The sequence below is a fragment of the Pantoea rwandensis genome, assembly GCF_002095475.1.
Taxonomy (GTDB): Bacteria; Pseudomonadota; Gammaproteobacteria; order Enterobacterales; family Enterobacteriaceae; genus Pantoea; species Pantoea rwandensis.
This window is the reverse complement of sequence record NZ_MLFR01000010.1, coordinates 108,931-127,048: the sequence shown is the minus strand read 5'-3', so window position 1 is coordinate 127,048 and position 18,118 is coordinate 108,931. Positions and strand designations below refer to the sequence as shown.

The following is an 18,118-nucleotide window of genomic DNA, read 5'->3' as shown; positions in this document are numbered from 1 at the left end:
GTCAGGCCCCCCGCTCGAAACGCGTGGTGCGTGATTCAATGCGGCGTAATATCGCCTGGCTGAACAGCGTAATGATCAAATAAATAACGGCGGCCACTAAATACCATGTGAAAGGCTCTTGGGTGCGGGTCGCAATACTTTTGGTTTGCAGCATGATGTCATTCACGCTGATCAGTGATACCAGTGCCGTATCTTTCAGCAGCACCAACCACTGGTTACCCAGGCCCGGTAGGGCATGGCGCCACATCTGCGGCATGATCAGGCGGAAGAAAATCGCTGACTTTTTCATGCCTAACGCCTGGCCTGATTCCCATTGCCCGACGGGCACCGCTTTCAATGCGCCACGCAGCGTTTGTGAGGCGTAAGCAGAATAGAGCATCGCCAAGGCGATAACACCGCACAGGAAAGGGCTGACATCAAAGTTTTCAATCTGCACCTGAACCGGAATACTGACCAAGCCGAGATTGATATGGAAACCGTCGGACAACGTTAGTAACAGCTGAGAAGCACCAAAATAGATAAACAGCACCACCAGAATTTCGGGTAAGCCGCGGATCAGCGTGACCAGTGCCGTACCGAGCCACGCCAGGGGCTTCCAGCGTGCCGTTTCCCAGCCAGCAAAAATCATCGCCAGCACAAGGCCGGCGATTAATGCACAAACAGCAAGGCCGACGGTCATGCCGGCGGCGCTTGCGAGTGGGATCATTTCATTCATTAGAAATTACTGTTGGAACCATTTGTTGTAGATGGTTTTGTAAGTGCCGTCAGCTTTGATTTTCTCCAGCGCGGTGTTGAACTTGCTCTGCAGATCGGTGTTGCCCTGACGCACTGCAATACCTAAACCGGTGCCGAAGTAATCTTTGTCGGTGACTTTTTCGCCCAGTGGCGCGAGGTTAGCATTCTGCTTCAACCACTCGTTGACCACGGCAGTATCACCAAATACCGCATCGATGCGGCCATTTTTCAGGTCCAGTACCGCATTCTGATAGCTGTCGTAAGGAACAACCGTGATGTCGCTGTGTTTGTCAGACAGATACTTCTGGTGAGTGGTCCCGTTTTGCACGCCAACACGCTTGCCTTTCAGCGCGGCAACATCAGCCAGCTTGCCTTTCTGCGCGATAAAAATGGCAGAGTTGTCGTAGTAAGGCTTGGAGAACAGCACCTGCTTTTCACGCTCTGGTGTGATATCCATTCCGGCCATCACGGCGTCGAAACGACGGAATTTCAGGCTTGGGATCAGGCTATCAAACGCCTGATTAGTGAAGGTACAGGTCGCATCAATCTCTTTACACAGTGCATTGGCCAGATCGACATCGAAGCCTGAATTTTATTGTCGGAATCGACAAATTCAAACGGAGGATAAGAGGCTTCAGTGGCGAAACGCAGCGTCTGCGCAGCAGAAGCGCTGAGGCTCAGACCAGCAAGCAGTGCAGCAAGTACGACTTTTTTCATTAGATGCATCCTGACTTAGTGCGAAAGATAATGTGCAAACGCTTCGGTTTGCGGCTGTGTAAAGTGGCTGGCATCGCCTTGCTCAACGATATGGCCGTTCTCCATGTACACCACGCGACTGGCGGTTTTACGCGCCACTTCCACTTCGTGGGTCACAATCACTTGGGTAATCTGCGTCTGCGCCAGCTCACGAATAATGCTGACGATCTGCGCGGTGATTTCAGGATCGAGTGCGGCGGTGGGCTCATCGAACAACAACACCTGCGGCTCCATCATCAGTGCGCGCGCAATGGCCACGCGCTGCTGTTGACCACCGGAAAGGTGCAGCGGGAAACGATCGGCAAAGGGGGTCAGACGCAGACGTTCCAACAACTTGTCAGCCCGCGCATGCGCGGCCTCTTTGCTGAGACCCAGCACGCGGCAAGGGGCTTCAATCAGGTTCTGAACCACAGTGAGATGAGGCCACAGATTGTATTGCTGGAACACCATGCCCACGTTTTGGCGCAGTTCACGGATAGCGCTGTCTGATGGTGCTTTGTTGAAGTCGAAGTGATTCCCGGCAATCTGCAGGCTGCCGGAACGCGGCTGCTCCAGCAGATTGAGCACGCGCAGGAGCGAACTTTTACCCGCGCCACTCGGGCCGAGCAACACCAGCGTCTCTCCCTGCGGGCAAGCCAGGTTGATATCGAACAGTGCCTGATGGGCACCGTAAAAACAGTTTATGGCGTTTAGTTGAATACTCATGCGCAAAAAATGAATAGTAATTAGTGCCGCAAATCTTAACGTCACCAGAATACTTATGCAATTGTGGTGGGTTAAAATTTATTAAACAGCAGTGAAGTCCCCAAAGCGTAGCACAATATCGTGCAAGTCAACGCCGGTAAGGGCTGACATGCACCTCTGAATTCACAGAAAATTAATAAAAAAACGCCGCAACGTTGCGGCGCGCTAATGTTTGCAGTTGATTGCGGGAAAAATGTACGACTATTTTCTCTCTTCTAACAGTTGGCTGAGCGATCCACCGCCCGCATGCGGCCAGTCGCCTACATAGCGGACATCATCAACAGCCCAGCAGCTCCCTTCATGAATCATCAGCACTTCATCATGCCAGCTTTTACCGTCACGACTCAGGTCGACGCGCAGCGGGATGTTGCGTGCATCGCGGTTGGGAATGGTCGAAGCGCTGGCAACATCGGCTGACGTCGGGCCTTGCGACAAGCTGGAGAAGAGATCGCCCTGACTCCACGAGGCAGGTTTGTTGCTCTGCGTGCTGGCATTTAACAGTTTCTGATACAGGCGATCGCTCAGATAGGGGCGATATTTTGCCAGCGTGGTGGTATTCGGCAGCCCCTGAGTGGGTTGGCTGATACGTAAATCGTAAAACTGCTGCGCGACACTATCGGGCCCGCCATCCACACAGCTGGCCGTACGCGGCCCATTGTCTTTAATCACAGGCTCAACGGTGGTACAGGCACTGAGCAGTAACGCAGCGGGGACAAGCAGCGCAAAGGCATTGTTTCTCATCTCGATTTCCTTATAGTTCACTGGCAAAGCGCCATTTTTAACATAGAGTATAGTCGTGCTTTTAGGCCGTTAGCGCCGTTCACCTCAGGAGAGAAAAATGAAATTTTCTACGACGCCCACCTTAGAAGGACACAGCATCAGTGAATATTGTGGTGTGATCACCGGTGAGGCCATTCTGGGAGCTAACATCTTCCGTGATTTCTTTGCAGGTATCCGCGATATCGTCGGCGGACGTTCTGGTGCCTATGAGAAAGAACTGCGCAAAGCGCGGCAGATTGCTTTTGAGGAATTAGAGGAGCAGGCCAAAGCGCTGGGGGCGAATGCGGTTGTCGGCATTGATATCGACTATGAAACGGTGGGCAAAGACAGCAGTATGCTGATGGTCAGTGTCACCGGTACTGCGGTGATCATTCGCTGATGCGGTGGGTGGTTTTGCTGGCGATGGCGCTGCTGCTCAGCGCCTGCCAGTCATCCATTGAGCCTCGTCACGGTTACTGGGTTGATACTGCACATCCGGCACAGGCGCCCGACCGCGCGTTAAAGTGGTGGTGATCCACTACACCGCTGAAGATCTGCCTTCCTCTTTAGCGACGCTGACAGACCGTGAGGTGAGCGCCCATTATCTGATTCCACAACAACCCGCGCAGAAAAATGGGCAGGGTGTGATTTGGCAGCTGGTGCCTGAGAGCGAACTGGCATGGCATGCCGGGCCCAGTTTTTGGCGCGGGGCAACGCGGATTAATGACACTTCCGTTGGCATCGAGATCGTCAATCGTGGCTATACGCGCACCCTAACGGGCGTGGAGTGGCAGCCTTTTACCCCCACACAAATCAGCGTGCTGGTGGCGCTGGTGAAAGATATTACGCAACGCTATGCCATCTCTCCTGAGAATGTGGTGGGTCACAGTGATATTGCCCCGCAGCGTAAGCAGGACCCTGGTCCGCTGTTTCCCTGGCAGCAGTTGGCAGAACAGGGTTTAGGTGCGTGGCCCGACAAGGCGACCGTGCAGCACTATTTAGCAGGGCAGGCCGTCGATGCGTCCGTGGATCAGGCCCCGTTGCTGGAAGCGTTACAGCGTTATGGTTATGACGTGACGGCGGCAACCACACCACAGATGCAGCGTAAGCTGATCGCCGCCTTTCAGATGCATTTTCGGGCGCGGGATTATCGCGGGATAGCCGACGCAGAAACGCTGGCGATTGCCCGTGCTCTGCTGGCGAAATATGGGGCGGCACAGTAACGCGCCGCCAAATGACTACTGTTGGAACGCCTGCCAGTGTGCGACTAAACGTTGCAGGTCCTGACGACTGACATCAAGGTGCGTCACGATTCGCGTTACCGGACCCACGCTGATTAATACATCGCCTGATTGCATCCAGCGCTTCAACGCTTCAACCTGTTCGGCGGGCACCTTCACAAACAGCATGTTGGTATGCTGATTCAGGACTTCAACGCCAATCGCACTCAACTGTTCACCCAGCCATGCCGCATTGTCGTGGTCCTCTTTTAAACGCGCCACGTTGTGTTTCAATGCGTAGAGACCCGCCGCCGCTAAAATCCCGGCCTGACGCATACCACCGCCAGTCATTTTACGCCAGCGGCGCGCTTGCTCAATATAGGCTTCATCACCACACAGCAGCGATCCTACGGGAGTGCCAAGTCCTTTCGACAGGCAAATAGTGAGCGAGTCGCAGAACCGTGCGATATCTTTCAGCTCAATATTCTGCGCGACGACCGCGTTGAAAATGCGCGCGCCATCGATGTGCAGCGCCAGTTTACGCTCGCGCGTTAAATTCCATGCCTGTTCCAGATAACGTTGCGACAGCACTTTGCCATGATGGGTGTTTTCCAGGCTTAGCAGGCGTGTACGGGCAAAGTGAAGGTCATCCGGTTTAATAGCGGCAATAATATCAGCCAACGGCAGAGAGCCATCTTCGGCATGCGATATCGGTTGAGGTTGGATGCTGCCCAGTACCGCTGCACCGCCCGCTTCATATTTGTAGTTATGCGCCTGCTGGCCCACGATGTATTCGTCACCGCGCTGGCAGTGGCACAAAAGGGCCACTAAGTTCGCTTGCGTACCGGTCGGGAAGAACAGCGCAGCAGCTTTACCACTGAGGCGCGCGGCTTCGACTTCCAGCGCATTAACGGTGGGATCATCGCGATAGACATCATCGCCTGTTTCGGCGGCCATCATCGCATCCAACATGGCGGCACTTGGGCGGGTTACGGTATCACTGCGTAAATCGATCACATCGCTCTCCTGAAACAAAAAAGCGGGCATAGCGCCCGCGTTGTTATTAATCTGGCAGGGTTATCCGTTTTACCTCAGCCAGTTAGTTTTCGCCAGTTCCACGATCTCATCGCCGCGACCGTTCAGGATCGCGCGCAGCATATACAGGCTGAATCCTTTGGCTTGCTCGGCCTTGATCTGTGGCGGCATCGACAGCTCCTCTTTGGCGGTGATCACATCCACCAACACCGGGCCATCATGGGCAAATGCCTGCTCTAACGCGCCATTCAGGTCTGAGGCTTTTTCTACGCGGATGCCCTTGATGCCACAGGCTGCAGCAATGGCAGCGAAGTCAGGGTTTTCCAAATCGGTTCCATCGGTCAGGTAGCCACCTGCTTTCATCTCCATAGCGACAAAACCCAACACGCTATTGTTGAAGATCACCAGCTTCACCGGCAGTTTCAATTGTGCCACCGAGAGGAAATCCCCCATCAGCATGCTGAAGCCGCCATCACCGCACAGCGCCACTACCTGGCGCTGCTTATCAATCGCTTGTGCGCCCAGCGCCTGCGGCATGGCATTGGCCATCGATCCGTGGTTGAAGGAACCCAGCAACCGGCGTCTGCCGTTCATTTTCAAATAGCGCGCCGCCCACACGGTTGGCGTGCCGACATCACAGGTGAAAATGGCATCGTCTGCGGCATAGTGGCTGATTTGTTGTGCCAGATATTGCGGATGAATCGCCTGCTTATCGTTGGCTGTCGCCAGTTCATCAAGCCCTTTACGCGCATCAACGTAATGTTCCAGTGCGCTATCCAGATGGTGACGATCATCTTTGCTGCTGAGTTGCGGTTGCAGTGCTTGCAAGGTGGCTTTGATGTCACCCACCAACGCCATATCCACATGGCTGTGTGCGCCAAGGCTGCCAGGATTAATGTCAATTTGGATAATTTTGGCATCCGCAGGATAGAACGGACGATAGGGGAATTGGGTACCTAGCAGCACCAATGTGTCTGCGTTCATCATGGCGTGATAGCCGGAAGAAAAGCCAATCAGACCTGTCATGCCGACATCGTAAGGGTTGTCGTACTCGATATGTTCTTTACCGCGCATGGCGTGAACCACTGGCGCTTTCAGTGTTTCGGCCAGTTTCACGACTTCAGCATGTGCGCCAGCGCAGCCACTGCCGCACATTAACGTAATATTTTTCGCCCCATTGAGGGTTTCAGCCAGACGCGCAATTTCGCTGGCCGATGGCACAATATGCGGCAGCTGAGGCGGATACCATTCGCTGCGCGCGCTTTCCGGTGCGGGTTTCAGCGCGATATCGCCAGGCAGGACAATCACCGAGACGCCACGATTGAGAATGGCTTTGCGCATCGCGATCCCCAGCACCTGCGGTAACTGCTCAGGATTGGAAACCAGCTCGCAGTAATGGCTGCATTCGCGAAACAGCTCCTGCGGGTGGGTTTCCTGGAAATAACCGCTGCCGATTTCGCTGGAAGGAATGTGCGCGGCAATCGCCAGCACGGGCACGTGATTACGATGACAATCGAACAGTCCATTAATCAGATGCAGGTTACCGGGTCCGCAGGATCCGGCACACACCGCTAATTCACCGCTGATTTGGGCTTCTGCTCCGGCGGCAAAGGCCGCCACTTCTTCATGCCGGGTGGGCATCCATTCGATGGTGCCCATGCGATTAAGGCTGTCGCTCAAGCCGTTGAGGGAGTCGCCGGTGACGCCCCAGATGCGCTTTACGCCCGCGCTTTCCAGCGTTTTGGCCAGCAGTGCCGCTACAGTTTGCTTCATCGTTCGCTCCTTTCTGGTGTTGAGCCATCCATCCCGATGGCGGAAACGTGTCAGTCAGAAAGCGTAGACGATGGCGTTTGAACGCAGCCGTGAAAAAATGCGCTGCCCGCAGTCAGGCGGAAAACAGTGCAATCAAGATTGGCGCCAGCAAGCTCATGATAAAGCCGTGCACAATCGCGGCCGGCACGATTTCCATACCGCCGGTGCGCTGTAAAATCGGTAGAGTGAAGTCCATCGAGGTGGCACCACTTAACCCCAGCGTCATGCTGCGTTGGCGTGTAATCAGCAGTGGGATTGCCATAATGGTGATCAGTTCGCGGAGCAGGTCGTTAAAGAAGGCGGCGCTGCCAATCACCGGGCCGAAAGATTCGGTCATCAGGATACCGGAAAGTGAATACCAGCCGAAGCCACTGGCCAGAGCCAGACCGGTTTTGATCGGCAGACCGAGCCACAACGCCGCCAGCATACCGCCAAGCAATGCACTGCCGAGCGAGACGGCTGCGACCAGCATGCCGCGACGATTGAGCGTGATCTGGCGCAGCGTCATGCCACTGCTGCGGAGCTGAATTCCCACCAGAAATAGCATCAACATTAACGCATATTCGCTCACGGTTGATGCATGCCGCAGCACTGCCCATTGGCTTAGGCCGAGCAGAAATCCTGCCAGTACGGATCCACAAAGTTTCAACGATTCCAGCGCCATATGCAGTCGGGAGGGCAAAGCCTGTTGTTTGTGTGGGTGATGCCAGGGCACACGCTTCTCCAGCAGCCAGAATGCCAGCAGGGAACAAGCAAGAATGCATAACATGCTGATCAGCGCGATATGAAAAATCGTCAGTAGATTACTGCTAAGGTTATCGAGAAACGCCAGGCTGGTGCCCATAAAGAACAGAATGATGTACACCAACGCGCTCAGCATCCGCGCCACACCGCGCAGCAGACTGGCGCGCTGGATGTGCAGCAGATAACCGAGAATCAGCGGCAGCAGAATAATGACTAAACCATACATAGTGGGCAACCATCCGTGGGAAAGGGCGGCAACGCTAGCGGAAAATATTTGAAGTGTAAACCTTTTCCCGGTTCGATAACTTGACCAACCTAACGCCGCGAACCATGCTCAGCAAAACAGCGAAGGGATGGAAAGATGATTCTGGAACATATCGATATTTCAGGTTTCCGCGGCATTAATCGGCTGTCGTTACCGTTGACTGACACCAATCTTCTGATCGGCGAAAACGCCTGGGGTAAATCCAGCTTACTCGATGCGCTCACATTACTGTTGGCACCTGCCGCTGAACCCTATCAATTTTCCGAGCACGATTTTCATTTCCCTCCCGGTGACCTTGACGCGCGCATGCGTCAGTTACGGGTCGTGTTCCGCTTCCGCGCGCGTCATGACGATGACGAAGCCGTGTTCCTGCCTTTTTGGCAGCACGATGAAAATGGGCGTTACATCAGCTTCAGCACCCGCGCTCGACGCAATGAGCATGGCGTGAAAACCAGCTGGCGCTTTATCGATCAGCAGGGTGATGTTTTGCCGCTAGAGGGCACAGAAGCTGCATTGGCCCATCTCCGCGCCTATTATCCGGTGTTACGCCTACGTGATGCGCGTTTTGGTCGTCGTGGGCGGCAAAGTGAAAACGATGCTGATCGCCGTGCCTCAACGTTATCCGAGTTGGCTCTTGAGGTGGAAAAGTTAACAAGGGATTTGGTGGTGCGTCCGCAAACGCTAAGTGATGATCTGCTTCGCCAGGGCCTGCACACCATGCAGCAATTACTTGAACACTATTTTCTTGTGCAGCAACCGGGCAGCAGCGCAGCGCGCATGGCCCCTGAAACGCGTGACGGCAGTCAGGGGTGGCGTTCACTGGATAAACTCAATCATCTGATTGCGGGCACGGAATCGCGTAGCCGTCAGGTTATTTTATTGCGCATGTTTTCGCTGTTGATTCAGGCCCACGGTAATGAGGCACTCCCTGCAGGCGCCCATCCTTTGCTGCTGGTGGAAGACCCAGAAACACGATTGCATCCGATTATGTTATCAGTTGCCTGGAATTTGCTGGAGCTGATGCCGCTACAAAAAATCACCACCACCAATTCCGGTGAGCTGTTATCACAGGTGCCGCTAGAGAATATTTGCCGGCTGGTGCGCGAGCCGACAAGGGTGGCCGCCTGGCGTATTGGGCCTGAAGGATTGAGCGCGGAGGAGAGCCGTCGTATTGGATTCCACATCCGGGTTAACCGTCCTTCAGCGCTGTTTGCCCGCTGTTGGCTGCTAGTGGAAGGGGAAACGGAAGTCTGGATTATCAATGAACTGGCGCGGCAACGGGGTTATCACTTCGCGGCTGAAGGCGTCAAAGTGATTGAATTTGCCCAATCCGGGCTGAAGCCATTACTGAAATTTGCCCGGCGTATGGGCATTGCCTGGCACGTGCTCACCGATGGGGATGAAGCGGGTGCCAAGTATGCTGCCAGCGCGCGAAGCCAGCTTCAGGATCATGAGCAGGAGGGCGATCACCTCACGCAATTCCCGGCACCTGACATTGAGCATTTTCTCTATAAGCACGGGTTTAGCGATGTTTATCACCAGACTGCGCACCTGCCGTTAAACGTGCCCATGAATGCCCGGCGTATTATTACCAAAGCGATTCATCACAGTTCGAAGCCAGAGCTAGCGATTGCCGTTGCGATGGCAGCAGCCGAGCGCGGTCCGGAGGCGATACCCCCCCTGTTGGATCAGTTATTTGCTCGTGTAATGTGGCTGGCGCGGGGACGGGCGGACTGAAAAATACGGGATAATTCGCAAAAGAAAAATGCCAGCATCTGCGGCTGGCATTTTTTTTCGGGAGTGGTCAGAATGAATGAAGAGGCACGCGCGTCAAGCGACTTGCGCGGCTTCACAGGGCACAATCAGACTGGCGTGATTGCCTTTTGGCCCTTCATGGACATCGAACTGAACCTGCTGGCCAGCCTTCAGCGTTCTGTATCCCTCCATCTGAATCGTGGAGTAGTGGGCGAAGATATCGTCGCCGCCGCCAATCGGACAGATAAAGCCGAAGCCTTTGGCGTTGTTGAACCATTTAACAGTACCCGTCTCCATGCTTTTACTTCCCTCGCAAGACATTTTGATAAGTAGGTGAGGTCATTGAAGCTGTGAGTCGAGTTTGTTTAAAACTCCATCAGCTTGTGTAAGTAGAATGTAGAGAAACGGACCTTATCGTCAAGCAATCGGCCCTGGCACAAGGGGAGAAATTCACCAAAATTTGAGGCAGTTAACGCTATTGCAAATTTTGTGATACAGGTCGCGCATCGGCTTTTAGGGCCGTTTTTAATTCGTGGAAAGGTGGCTTGACAGACATGTTAAACTTAGGAATGGGCGCAGCAATGTGCACAATCGTAACGCAGAATTTCGACGGAACATTATGGCAAACACAAACGACTGGCTTAATTTTGAACATCTAGCCGAAGACAAAGTACGCGAAGGGTTAAAGCCGCCTTCAATGTATAAAGTCATTTTGAATAATGACGATTATACACCTATGGAATTTGTTATTGACGTCGTGCAAAAGTTCTTTTCTTATGATGTTGAACGTGCAACGCAACTGATGTTGAAAGTTCACTACCATGGAAAGGCGATCTGTGGTGTATTCACTGCAGAAGTGGCGGAAACCAAAGTCGCCCAAGTGAACAATTACGCGAAAGAGAATCAGCATCCGTTGCTGTGTACGCTAGAAAAAGCCTGAGCCCGTCTCCATATAGGGGAAAGGTTGTCAGAGCGATAATTGGGGGAGGTGCCAAATGCTCAATCAAGAACTGGAACTCAGTTTAAATATGGCTTTCGCCAGAGCGCGCGAGCACCGTCATGAGTTTATGACCGTCGAGCATCTGTTGCTGGCATTGCTCAGTAACCCGTCGGCCAGAGAGGCCTTGGAAGCCTGTACGGTAGATATCGTGGCTCTTCGGCAAGAACTCGAAGCCTTCATCGAACAAACCACACCGGTGCTGCCTGCCAGTGAAGAAGAGCGCGATACTCAACCAACGCTCAGCTTCCAGCGCGTATTGCAGCGTGCGGTATTCCATGTTCAGTCATCGGGTCGCAGTGAAGTCTCTGGTGCGAACGTGCTGGTCGCTATTTTCAGCGAGCAGGAGTCGCAAGCGGCTTACCTGCTACGCAAACACGAAGTGAGCCGCCTAGATGTGGTGAACTTCATCTCCCATGGTACGCGTAAAGACGAACCGGGCCAGCCGCAGAACAATGCGGAGAATCCGGTTAACGAAGAGCAAGCAGGCGGGGAGGAACGTATGGAAAACTTCACCACCAATCTTAATCAGCTTGCTCGTGTCGGCGGTATCGATCCGCTGATCGGCCGCGATAAAGAGCTGGAGCGTACTATTCAGGTACTGTGCCGTCGTCGTAAGAACAACCCGCTGCTGGTGGGTGAATCTGGCGTAGGTAAAACGGCGATTGCGGAAGGTCTGGCCTGGCGTATTGTGCAGGGCGACGTCCCGGAAGTGATGAAAGACTGCACCATTTACTCGCTCGATATCGGTTCGCTGCTGGCAGGTACCAAGTACCGTGGTGATTTTGAAAAGCGTTTCAAAGCGCTGCTGAAACAACTTGAGCAGGACACCAGTAGCATTCTGTTCATCGATGAGATCCACACCATCATTGGTGCGGGTGCAGCATCCGGTGGTCAAGTGGATGCGGCGAACCTGATCAAACCGTTGCTCTCTAGCGGTAAAATCCGCGTGATGGGTTCAACGACCTATCAAGAGTTCAGCAATATCTTTGAGAAGGATCGTGCGCTGGCGCGTCGTTTCCAGAAGATCGACATTACCGAACCTTCTGTGGAAGAGACCGTACAGATTCTTAACGGTTTGAAACCGAAATACGAAGCGCACCACGATGTGCGTTATACCGCCAAAGCGGTGCGTGCGGCGGTTGAGCTGGCGGTGAAATACATCAACGATCGTCATTTGCCAGATAAGGCGATTGATGTAATTGATGAAGCCGGTGCGCGTGCGCGCTTGGTTCCGGTCAGCAAGCGCAAGAAAACCGTCAACGTTTCCGATATCGAAACGGTGGTGGCGCGTATTGCGCGTATTCCTGAGCAGAGTGTCTCAGCCACCGATCGTGACACGCTGAAAAATCTTGGCGACCGTCTGAAAATGTTGGTGTTTGGACAGGACAACGCTATCGAAGCGCTGACTGAAGCCATCAAGATGAGCCGTGCTGGTTTGGGTCAGGATCGCAAACCTGTGGGTTCCTTCTTGTTTGCCGGCCCAACGGGCGTTGGTAAAACTGAGGTTACGGTGCAGCTGGCGAAAGCGTTAGGAATCGAGCTGCTACGTTTCGACATGTCTGAGTACATGGAGCGTCACACCGTCAGTCGTTTGATTGGTGCGCCTCCGGGCTATGTTGGTTTCGATCAGGGCGGATTGCTGACCGATGCGGTGATCAAGCATCCACATGCAGTGGTCCTGCTGGATGAAATCGAGAAAGCGCACCCGGACGTCTTTAACCTGCTGTTGCAGGTGATGGACAACGGTATGCTGACCGATAACAACGGCCGTAAAGCGGACTTCCGCAATGTGGTGGTGGTGATGACCACGAACGCCGGTGTACGTGAAACCGAGCGTAAATCGATTGGCCTGATTCATCAGGACAACAGCACTGACGCGATGGAAGAGATCAAAAAGATCTTTACCCCAGAGTTCCGTAACCGTCTCGACAACATTATCTGGTTCCGTCATCTGGATACCACGGTGATTCATCAGGTAGTGGATAAGTTTATTGTTGAGTTGCAGGCCCAATTGGATGCAAAAGGTGTGTCACTGGAAGTGAGTGATGACGCCCGTGATTGGCTGGCTGACAAAGGTTACGACAAAGCGATGGGTGCACGCCCGATGGCGCGTGCCGTGCAGGAAAATCTGAAGAAACCGTTGGCGAACGAGCTGCTGTTTGGTTCATTGGTTGATGGCGGTTCAGTATCGGTGGCGCTGGATAAAGAGAAAAACCAGCTGACTTACCACTTCCTGAGTGCGGAAAAACGTAAAACCGAAGGCACCGTGCATTAACATGCCAAGCTGCAAATAAGAAAAGGCCGGATAAGAATCCGGCCTTTTTTTTCGCGCTCAGTTACTTGCCACCAACGCGAGATGTGGGCAACAACTTAGCGACTACGGAAGACAATGCGGCCTTTGCTCAGGTCGTACGGGGTCAACTCGACAGTCACTTTGTCGCCCGTCAGGATGCGGATGTAGTTTTTGCGCATTTTACCGGAGATATGAGCGGTAACCACGTGCCCGTTTTCAAGTTCTACGCGGAACATGGTGTTAGGTAACGTATCCAGTACGGTACCTTGCATTTCAATATTGTCTTCTTTGGCCATCGAATCCTCTGGGTGAACTACCAAACTGTTGAACCGGCAAGATAATGCCGAATTCCATGATTTATGTAAAGAACCGTTGGTGATTTTGCCAACGCTTCGCCGTGCGGCGCGCCATTTTGCGCGTGCATTACGGATAAATTCGGGTGTTTTTGACGTCTGCGGGGGATTAGCGGGCTAAGAATCTGTCTTGATCAGCATCAGTGCATGACTGAGACAGTTTCGGGAAATGGATGAGATTCCCAACCTGGCAATTCCGGCTCGCCACAGCGAAGCGCGGACGACATACCAAACTCGCTCATAATATCACTTTTGTAGGGAATTGTGTGCAAAACATCTGCCGGAAGGTTCAAAAAAGGGTTTGTGTTTGCCAGCAACCGCTTAAAACGGGCTGCCAAGCCAATGTTTGCACATACTGTAAATAATCAACGCGCGGGATTTCTACGGCGCCGAGTGAAGCGGTATGCGGGTTGAGCACCTGGCAATCTATTAAACGTCCCTGATGTGCCAGGAAATGTTGCGCGAAAACCCACAACGCTGTTTTTGACGCATTTTCTTGACGACTGAACATCGATTCACCGCAAAAAATCTGTCCCAGTGCTAATCCATACATGCCACCCACCAGGCGGTGATCGCTCCAGACTTCAATGGAGTGCGCATGCCCCAGTTCGTATAAGCGTAACCATGCACGCTTAACTTCAAAGGTAATCCATGTCCCTTCCTGGCGACCGCTGGCGCAACCTTCCAGCACCTGAGGAAACGCCTGGTTCATGGTGACACGATAAGGTGATTTGCGATGAAAACGTTCCATGCTGCGGCTAAGATGGAAAGATTCTGGCAACATCACCGCGCGGGGATCCGGCGACCACCACAAGATCGGATCGCCAGGCGAGAACCATGGAAAAATCCCTCGCTGGTAAGCATTCATCAAGCGGGCAGGAGAGAGATCGCCCCCCATCGCCAGCAGTCCATTGGGTTCGCGAAGCGCCATCTCCGGTGGGGGAAAATTTAATGAATCCCGTGAAAGTTGTACCAGTCTCATTGCGTCAATTACCCTTCGGGCTGTTCGCTAAGACTATAGCGCAAAGCGCTGGTGGAAACGCCAATAGCGTCCTTCTTTTGAGATTAATTCGTCGTGGGTGCCTGATTCGATGATTTGCCCCTGGTCCATCACACAGATGCGGTCCATAGCAGAGAGGCCGTTCAAGCGATGCGTTACCATGATGAGTGTCTTGCCATGAGCAACCTGTTGTAACAGCGATAGAATTTGCTTTTCAGTGGTGGCATCCAGACCCTCGGTGGGTTCATCCAGCAACCATAAGTCGCCGTTGTGCAGTAGGGCGCGGGCAATCGCCAATCGACGCAACTCTCCGCCGGACAGTGGCCGGCCACCTTCTCCCATCCAGGCATTCAATCCCTCATCATGGTCGGCCAGATGGGTGAGCCCAACCTGGTGCAAGGCATCGTTTAATTGCGCATCGCTGGCGGCTGGGTCGGCCAGTAACAAATTATCACGCAGTGTCTGGCTAAACAGATGCACCCGTTGCGTCACGACGCTGATGCGTTGGCGCAGACTGGCTTCATCCCATGCCGCGAGTGGGATGTTGTTGAGTTCAATCTCACCCTGTTGAGCTTCCCAACCACGTGTGATCAAGGACAGCAAGCTGGATTTACCACAGCCAGTGGGGCCGAGCAGCGCCAGATGTTCACCTGATTGGATGGTCAGCGAGAGGTGATTCAATACCGATTCCGGGCGTGCGGATAACTGAAAACAATGTTTTCCAACTTAAGACTAAAACCGGACGAAGCAGGGACGGGGGGGTCAGGAAAACGGATCTGGGGTTCCTGCTCAACCAACTCACGGACACGGCGTGCAGCCCCTGTGACCTGCGCCAGCGGCAGAAATGCGCCAGCGACCGGAGCCAGTGCTTCGAATGCGGCCAGCCCGCAGAAAACGAACAGTGCGATGAGCGCCCCCGGTGACGTGTTCTCACCCACACCAGAGGCTGAAATCCACAGCAATAAAACGACGGTGGCGCCGCTAATCAACATCAGCAAACTTTGCGCAAATGCCTGTAAACGATGCTGTCGCTGCTGTGCTTGCTGCCATTCGACTTCTTCGGCATCCAGTTTGCTACGCCATGCGGCGGCGGCGCCGTAAATGCGTAATTCTGCGAGTCCTGTAATCCATTGCGTCAGTTGTAAGCGCCAGTTAGCCTGGCGCTGCGAGATGAGCTGCCCAGCGGAGATCCCTAGCCGCCAAAAAAGGGGCGGGATCGCGAGCAGTGTGAGGAGCATAATGCCCCCTAGCAGCAGAGCCAGTGGCACGTCTAACCACGCTAGTCCGCAAGTGACGACAATGATGACCAGTGCAGCACCGACCAAAGGGGAGATGACCCGTAGGTAAAGATGGTCAAGTGTGTCAACATCGCTGACAAAACGATTCAGCAATTCCCCCTGACGAAACCGTGACAGCTGTTCAGGTGACAGGGCGATCAGCTTGCTGAAGGTAAAGACACGCAGATGCTGCAAGACACGGAACGTCGCGTCATGGCTGACCAGGCGTTCAAAATAGCGTGAGGCAGTGCGTGTAATGGCCGCGCCGCGCACACCTGCTGCTGGCAGCATGTAATTAAAGCTATAAAGCCCGGCAACTCCTGCCAGTGAGGATGCGGCCAGGAACCAACCGGAAAGCGTTAGCAGGCCAATACTGGCGAGCAACGTCACAATGGCAAGGATGATGCCCAAGCCTAAGCGCCAGGGATGACGGCGATACAGACGTAAAAATGGCAATACATTTTTCATCACACAATCTCCTGCTGGCGATGCTGAACCATTTCACGCAACGGGCCATCCTGAGCCATCAAGGGTTGCCAGCCACCCTGCTGTACCAATTGCCCTGACTGCATGACCCACACCTCATCCCAGCTGGCTAAATCATGAAGTTGATGGGTGATCATCAACGTCGTTTGCTGTGTAGCGGCTTGTTGCAATGCATTCATCACATGCACTTCACTTTGGCTATCAAGCCCAGAACCCGGTTCATCTAACAGCAGTAACCGTGCGGGTTTTAACAGTGCTCGGGCAACCGCAATGCGTTGCGCCTGGCCCACAGATAAGCCGAGGGCACCTTCGCCTAATGGGGTATCCAGTCCCTGAGGTAAACGTGACAGAAATTCATCTACACCCGCACACTCCAGTACGCGATTCAAGGTTGTGTCATCCACTGTGCTATTCAGCAGCAGGTTTTCGCGCAGCGTTGCGGCCGGCAGTGTGGGATTTTGTCCGACCCATGCGAGCTGCTGTTGCCAGCTATCGCGGCTGATATCACGCAGCTCATGGCCATTGACCAGCAGTTTGCCTTGATAGGGGAGAAAGCCCAGTAATACATTCATTAAAGCTGTTTTTCCCGCACCACTTTGGCCAACCAGCGCCACCCGCTGGCCGGCAGCCAGAGTGAAGTTCAGTGGTTGCGACAGCGCCTCGCCTTTGGCTGTCAGAACGATCAGATCCCGAGCCTGAAGTGTTATTGGGGTCGCGAAAGTAACGGCAGCGCTGCCATTGGAGATCACACTGTCAGGGCTTTCTGTCAGAAAGCGCTCCAGCGCATCGGCACCGCCAACAGCCTGCGCTTTCGCATGATAGAAGGTACCCAGATCGCGTAAAGGTTGGAAAAACTCCGGAGCCAAAATAAGCGCCAGAAAACCAGCAAATAGCGTGACACCACTGCCGTAATGACCGAAGTTCAATTCACCGAGATAGGAAAAACCAAAGTAAACCGCCACGACAGCAATCGCGAGCGAGGCAAAAAATTCGAGTACGGCTGAAGAGAGAAAAGCAAGGCGAAGCACTTCCATCGTGCGTTCGCGGAAATCCGTCGTGCTTTCTGCGATGGCTTGCTGTTCAGCTTTGGCGCGATGGAACAAACGCAGGGTTTCACGTCCGCGAAGGCGATCATAAAAATCACCACTGAGGCGCGCGAGTGCGACAAAGTTGCGTCGATTTGCTTCCGCTGCACCCATACCGACCATCGCCATAAATAAGGGAATCAGCGGTGCCGTGGCCAGGAGGATTAGGCCGGCTGCCCAGTTGATCGGGAAAATCGCAATCAGAATGGCAAAGGGAATAAAAACGGCCAAAGACATTTGCGGCAGATAGCGTGCGTAGTACTCCTGCATCTCTTCGATCTGTTCCAGCAGCAGCGTTGCCCAACTGCCCGCAGGTTTGCCCTGAATCCATGCTGGACCAAGCGCATTCAGCCGATCCAGTACCTGCTGGCGCAATGCCCGGCGGATAGCCACACCGGCGCGATAACCGGCCATTTCACGCGCATAATTCAGTCCCGCACGCAGAATGAAGCAGAGTAGCAGCAGTAGGAATTCGTACAGCAGCGTACCACGTGGTTGTTGCGCCACAATCAGGCTTTGCAGCAGTGAAGCCAGTATCCACGCTTGGGCAATAATCACCAATGCACCTGCAAAACCCAAGAGTGATGCTGCACGTAAACCGCGCGTGCCGTGTTGGCGTTGCTGACGAAGCCAGCGAAGAATGTGTTGTTGCCGTGATTTTTCCATGCGAAGCCGTTTGATCACTGATGGAGAGGGGGCAAATACCGGATAAACTCTCCGGCCATTATTGGGCGTTTGAACTTTAGCATGCAGGAAATAAAAAAGGCGACCTAAACAGGTCGCCTGACAGCAATTATGA

Annotated in this window: 14 protein-coding genes and 3 pseudogenes; 5 read left to right on the top strand and 12 right to left on the bottom strand. The window is 53.7% G+C overall.

Features of this window, described 5'->3' with window-relative positions:
• Position 1: 1 nt before the first annotated feature.
• From artQ to HA51_RS12085, 4 genes and pseudogenes are all read right to left on the bottom strand, one after another.
• Positions 2-715 (bottom strand): arginine ABC transporter permease ArtQ, encoded by a 714-nt coding sequence (gene artQ, locus HA51_RS12100; protein WP_084934742.1) that lies wholly within the window; start codon positions 713-715, stop codon positions 2-4.
• Positions 716-721: 6 nt separating this feature from the next.
• Positions 722-1,452 (bottom strand): annotated as a pseudogene (gene artJ, locus HA51_RS12095) (arginine ABC transporter substrate-binding protein).
• Positions 1,453-1,467: 15 nt separating this feature from the next.
• Complete coding sequence (artP, locus tag HA51_RS12090; protein WP_139810674.1) at positions 1,468-2,196, bottom strand: arginine ABC transporter ATP-binding protein ArtP; 729 nt, start codon at positions 2,194-2,196, stop codon at positions 1,468-1,470.
• A gap of 240 nt (positions 2,197-2,436) precedes the next feature.
• Positions 2,437-2,976: a lipoprotein gene (locus tag HA51_RS12085; protein WP_084934741.1), complete on the bottom strand. Its 540-nt coding sequence runs from the start codon at positions 2,974-2,976 to the stop codon at positions 2,437-2,439.
• Positions 2,977-3,073: 97 nt separating this feature from the next.
• On the opposite strand from HA51_RS12085, the gene HA51_RS12080 reads away from it, so the two are divergent.
• Positions 3,074-3,394, top strand: coding sequence for a heavy metal-binding domain-containing protein (locus HA51_RS12080; RefSeq protein WP_084934740.1), 321 nt, complete (start codon positions 3,074-3,076; stop codon positions 3,392-3,394).
• A pseudogene (locus tag HA51_RS12075) lies at positions 3,394-4,217 on the top strand (N-acetylmuramoyl-L-alanine amidase). Before HA51_RS12080 ends, HA51_RS12075 begins: the two are co-directional and overlap by 1 nt.
• Before the next feature lie 15 nt (positions 4,218-4,232).
• Here the strand turns inward: HA51_RS12075 and ltaE are convergent.
• The 3 genes from ltaE to HA51_RS12060 all read right to left on the bottom strand — a co-directional run bounded on the left by ltaE (position 4,233) and on the right by HA51_RS12060 (position 8,031).
• Entirely contained in the window at positions 4,233-5,231 is a 999-nt protein-coding gene (ltaE, locus tag HA51_RS12070; protein ID WP_084934772.1) for a low-specificity L-threonine aldolase, read from the bottom strand.
• 69 nt (positions 5,232-5,300) lie between these two features.
• Positions 5,301-7,022, bottom strand: a complete 1,722-nt coding sequence (gene poxB, locus HA51_RS12065; RefSeq protein WP_084934739.1) for a ubiquinone-dependent pyruvate dehydrogenase — start codon at positions 7,020-7,022, stop codon at positions 5,301-5,303.
• A gap of 112 nt (positions 7,023-7,134) precedes the next feature.
• On the bottom strand, positions 7,135-8,031 hold the full coding sequence (locus HA51_RS12060; protein WP_084934738.1) for a LysO family transporter: 897 nt from the start codon (positions 8,029-8,031) through the stop codon (positions 7,135-7,137).
• Positions 8,032-8,166: 135 nt separating this feature from the next.
• Between HA51_RS12060 and HA51_RS12055 the strand changes: the two genes are divergently transcribed.
• On the top strand, positions 8,167-9,807 hold the full coding sequence (locus HA51_RS12055) for an ATP-dependent nuclease (RefSeq protein ID WP_084934737.1): 1,641 nt from the start codon (positions 8,167-8,169) through the stop codon (positions 9,805-9,807).
• A gap of 93 nt (positions 9,808-9,900) precedes the next feature.
• Here HA51_RS12055 and cspD read toward each other — a convergent pair whose 3' ends face one another.
• Positions 9,901-10,122, bottom strand: coding sequence for a cold shock-like protein CspD (gene cspD, locus HA51_RS12050; RefSeq protein ID WP_084934736.1), 222 nt, complete (start codon positions 10,120-10,122; stop codon positions 9,901-9,903).
• A 322-nt stretch (positions 10,123-10,444) separates the two neighbouring features.
• On the opposite strand from cspD, the gene clpS reads away from it, so the two are divergent.
• Both clpS and clpA read left to right on the top strand, forming a co-directional pair.
• On the top strand, positions 10,445-10,765 hold the full coding sequence (clpS, locus tag HA51_RS12045) for an ATP-dependent Clp protease adapter ClpS (RefSeq protein ID WP_084934735.1): 321 nt from the start codon (positions 10,445-10,447) through the stop codon (positions 10,763-10,765).
• A gap of 55 nt (positions 10,766-10,820) precedes the next feature.
• Entirely contained in the window at positions 10,821-13,100 is a 2,280-nt protein-coding gene (gene clpA, locus HA51_RS12040) for an ATP-dependent Clp protease ATP-binding subunit ClpA (RefSeq protein WP_084934734.1), read from the top strand.
• A 95-nt stretch (positions 13,101-13,195) separates the two neighbouring features.
• Here the strand turns inward: clpA and infA are convergent, their stop codons facing one another.
• The 4 genes and pseudogenes from infA to cydD form a co-directional block, all read right to left on the bottom strand.
• The gene (gene infA, locus HA51_RS12035; protein ID WP_002211347.1) at positions 13,196-13,414 is read right to left on the bottom strand and encodes a translation initiation factor IF-1; all 219 of its coding nucleotides are present in this window, start codon (positions 13,412-13,414) and stop codon (positions 13,196-13,198) included.
• Positions 13,415-13,760: 346 nt separating this feature from the next.
• Positions 13,761-14,453 (bottom strand): leucyl/phenylalanyl-tRNA--protein transferase, encoded by a 693-nt coding sequence (gene aat, locus HA51_RS12030; protein WP_084934733.1) that lies wholly within the window; start codon positions 14,451-14,453, stop codon positions 13,761-13,763.
• A gap of 33 nt (positions 14,454-14,486) precedes the next feature.
• Positions 14,487-16,216: pseudogene (cydC, locus tag HA51_RS12025) on the bottom strand (heme ABC transporter ATP-binding protein/permease CydC).
• Positions 16,216-17,985, bottom strand: coding sequence for a heme ABC transporter permease/ATP-binding protein CydD (gene cydD, locus HA51_RS12020; protein ID WP_084934732.1), 1,770 nt, complete (start codon positions 17,983-17,985; stop codon positions 16,216-16,218). The pseudogene cydC and the gene cydD overlap by 1 nt, the downstream one beginning before the upstream one ends.
• Between the last annotated feature and the right edge of the window lie 133 nt (positions 17,986-18,118).

Coding starts and splice junctions, on each gene's coding strand:
- artP (WP_139810674.1), bottom strand. CDS start 2,196: ATGAGTATTCAACTAAACGCCATAAACTGTTTTTACGGTGCCCATCAG.
- poxB (WP_084934739.1), bottom strand. CDS start 7,022: ATGAAGCAAACTGTAGCGGCACTGCTGGCCAAAACGCTGGAAAGCGCG.
- cydD (WP_084934732.1), bottom strand. CDS start 17,985: ATGGAAAAATCACGGCAACAACACATTCTTCGCTGGCTTCGTCAGCAA.
- aat (WP_084934733.1), bottom strand. CDS start 14,453: ATGAGACTGGTACAACTTTCACGGGATTCATTAAATTTTCCCCCACCG.
- clpS (WP_084934735.1), top strand. CDS start 10,445: ATGGCAAACACAAACGACTGGCTTAATTTTGAACATCTAGCCGAAGAC.
- cspD (WP_084934736.1), bottom strand. CDS start 10,122: ATGGAGACGGGTACTGTTAAATGGTTCAACAACGCCAAAGGCTTCGGC.
- HA51_RS12085 (WP_084934741.1), bottom strand. CDS start 2,976: ATGAGAAACAATGCCTTTGCGCTGCTTGTCCCCGCTGCGTTACTGCTC.
- HA51_RS12060 (WP_084934738.1), bottom strand. CDS start 8,031: ATGTATGGTTTAGTCATTATTCTGCTGCCGCTGATTCTCGGTTATCTG.
- HA51_RS12055 (WP_084934737.1), top strand. CDS start 8,167: ATGATTCTGGAACATATCGATATTTCAGGTTTCCGCGGCATTAATCGG.
- artQ (WP_084934742.1), bottom strand. CDS start 715: ATGAATGAAATGATCCCACTCGCAAGCGCCGCCGGCATGACCGTCGGC.
- HA51_RS12080 (WP_084934740.1), top strand. CDS start 3,074: ATGAAATTTTCTACGACGCCCACCTTAGAAGGACACAGCATCAGTGAA.
- infA (WP_002211347.1), bottom strand. CDS start 13,414: ATGGCCAAAGAAGACAATATTGAAATGCAAGGTACCGTACTGGATACG.
- clpA (WP_084934734.1), top strand. CDS start 10,821: ATGCTCAATCAAGAACTGGAACTCAGTTTAAATATGGCTTTCGCCAGA.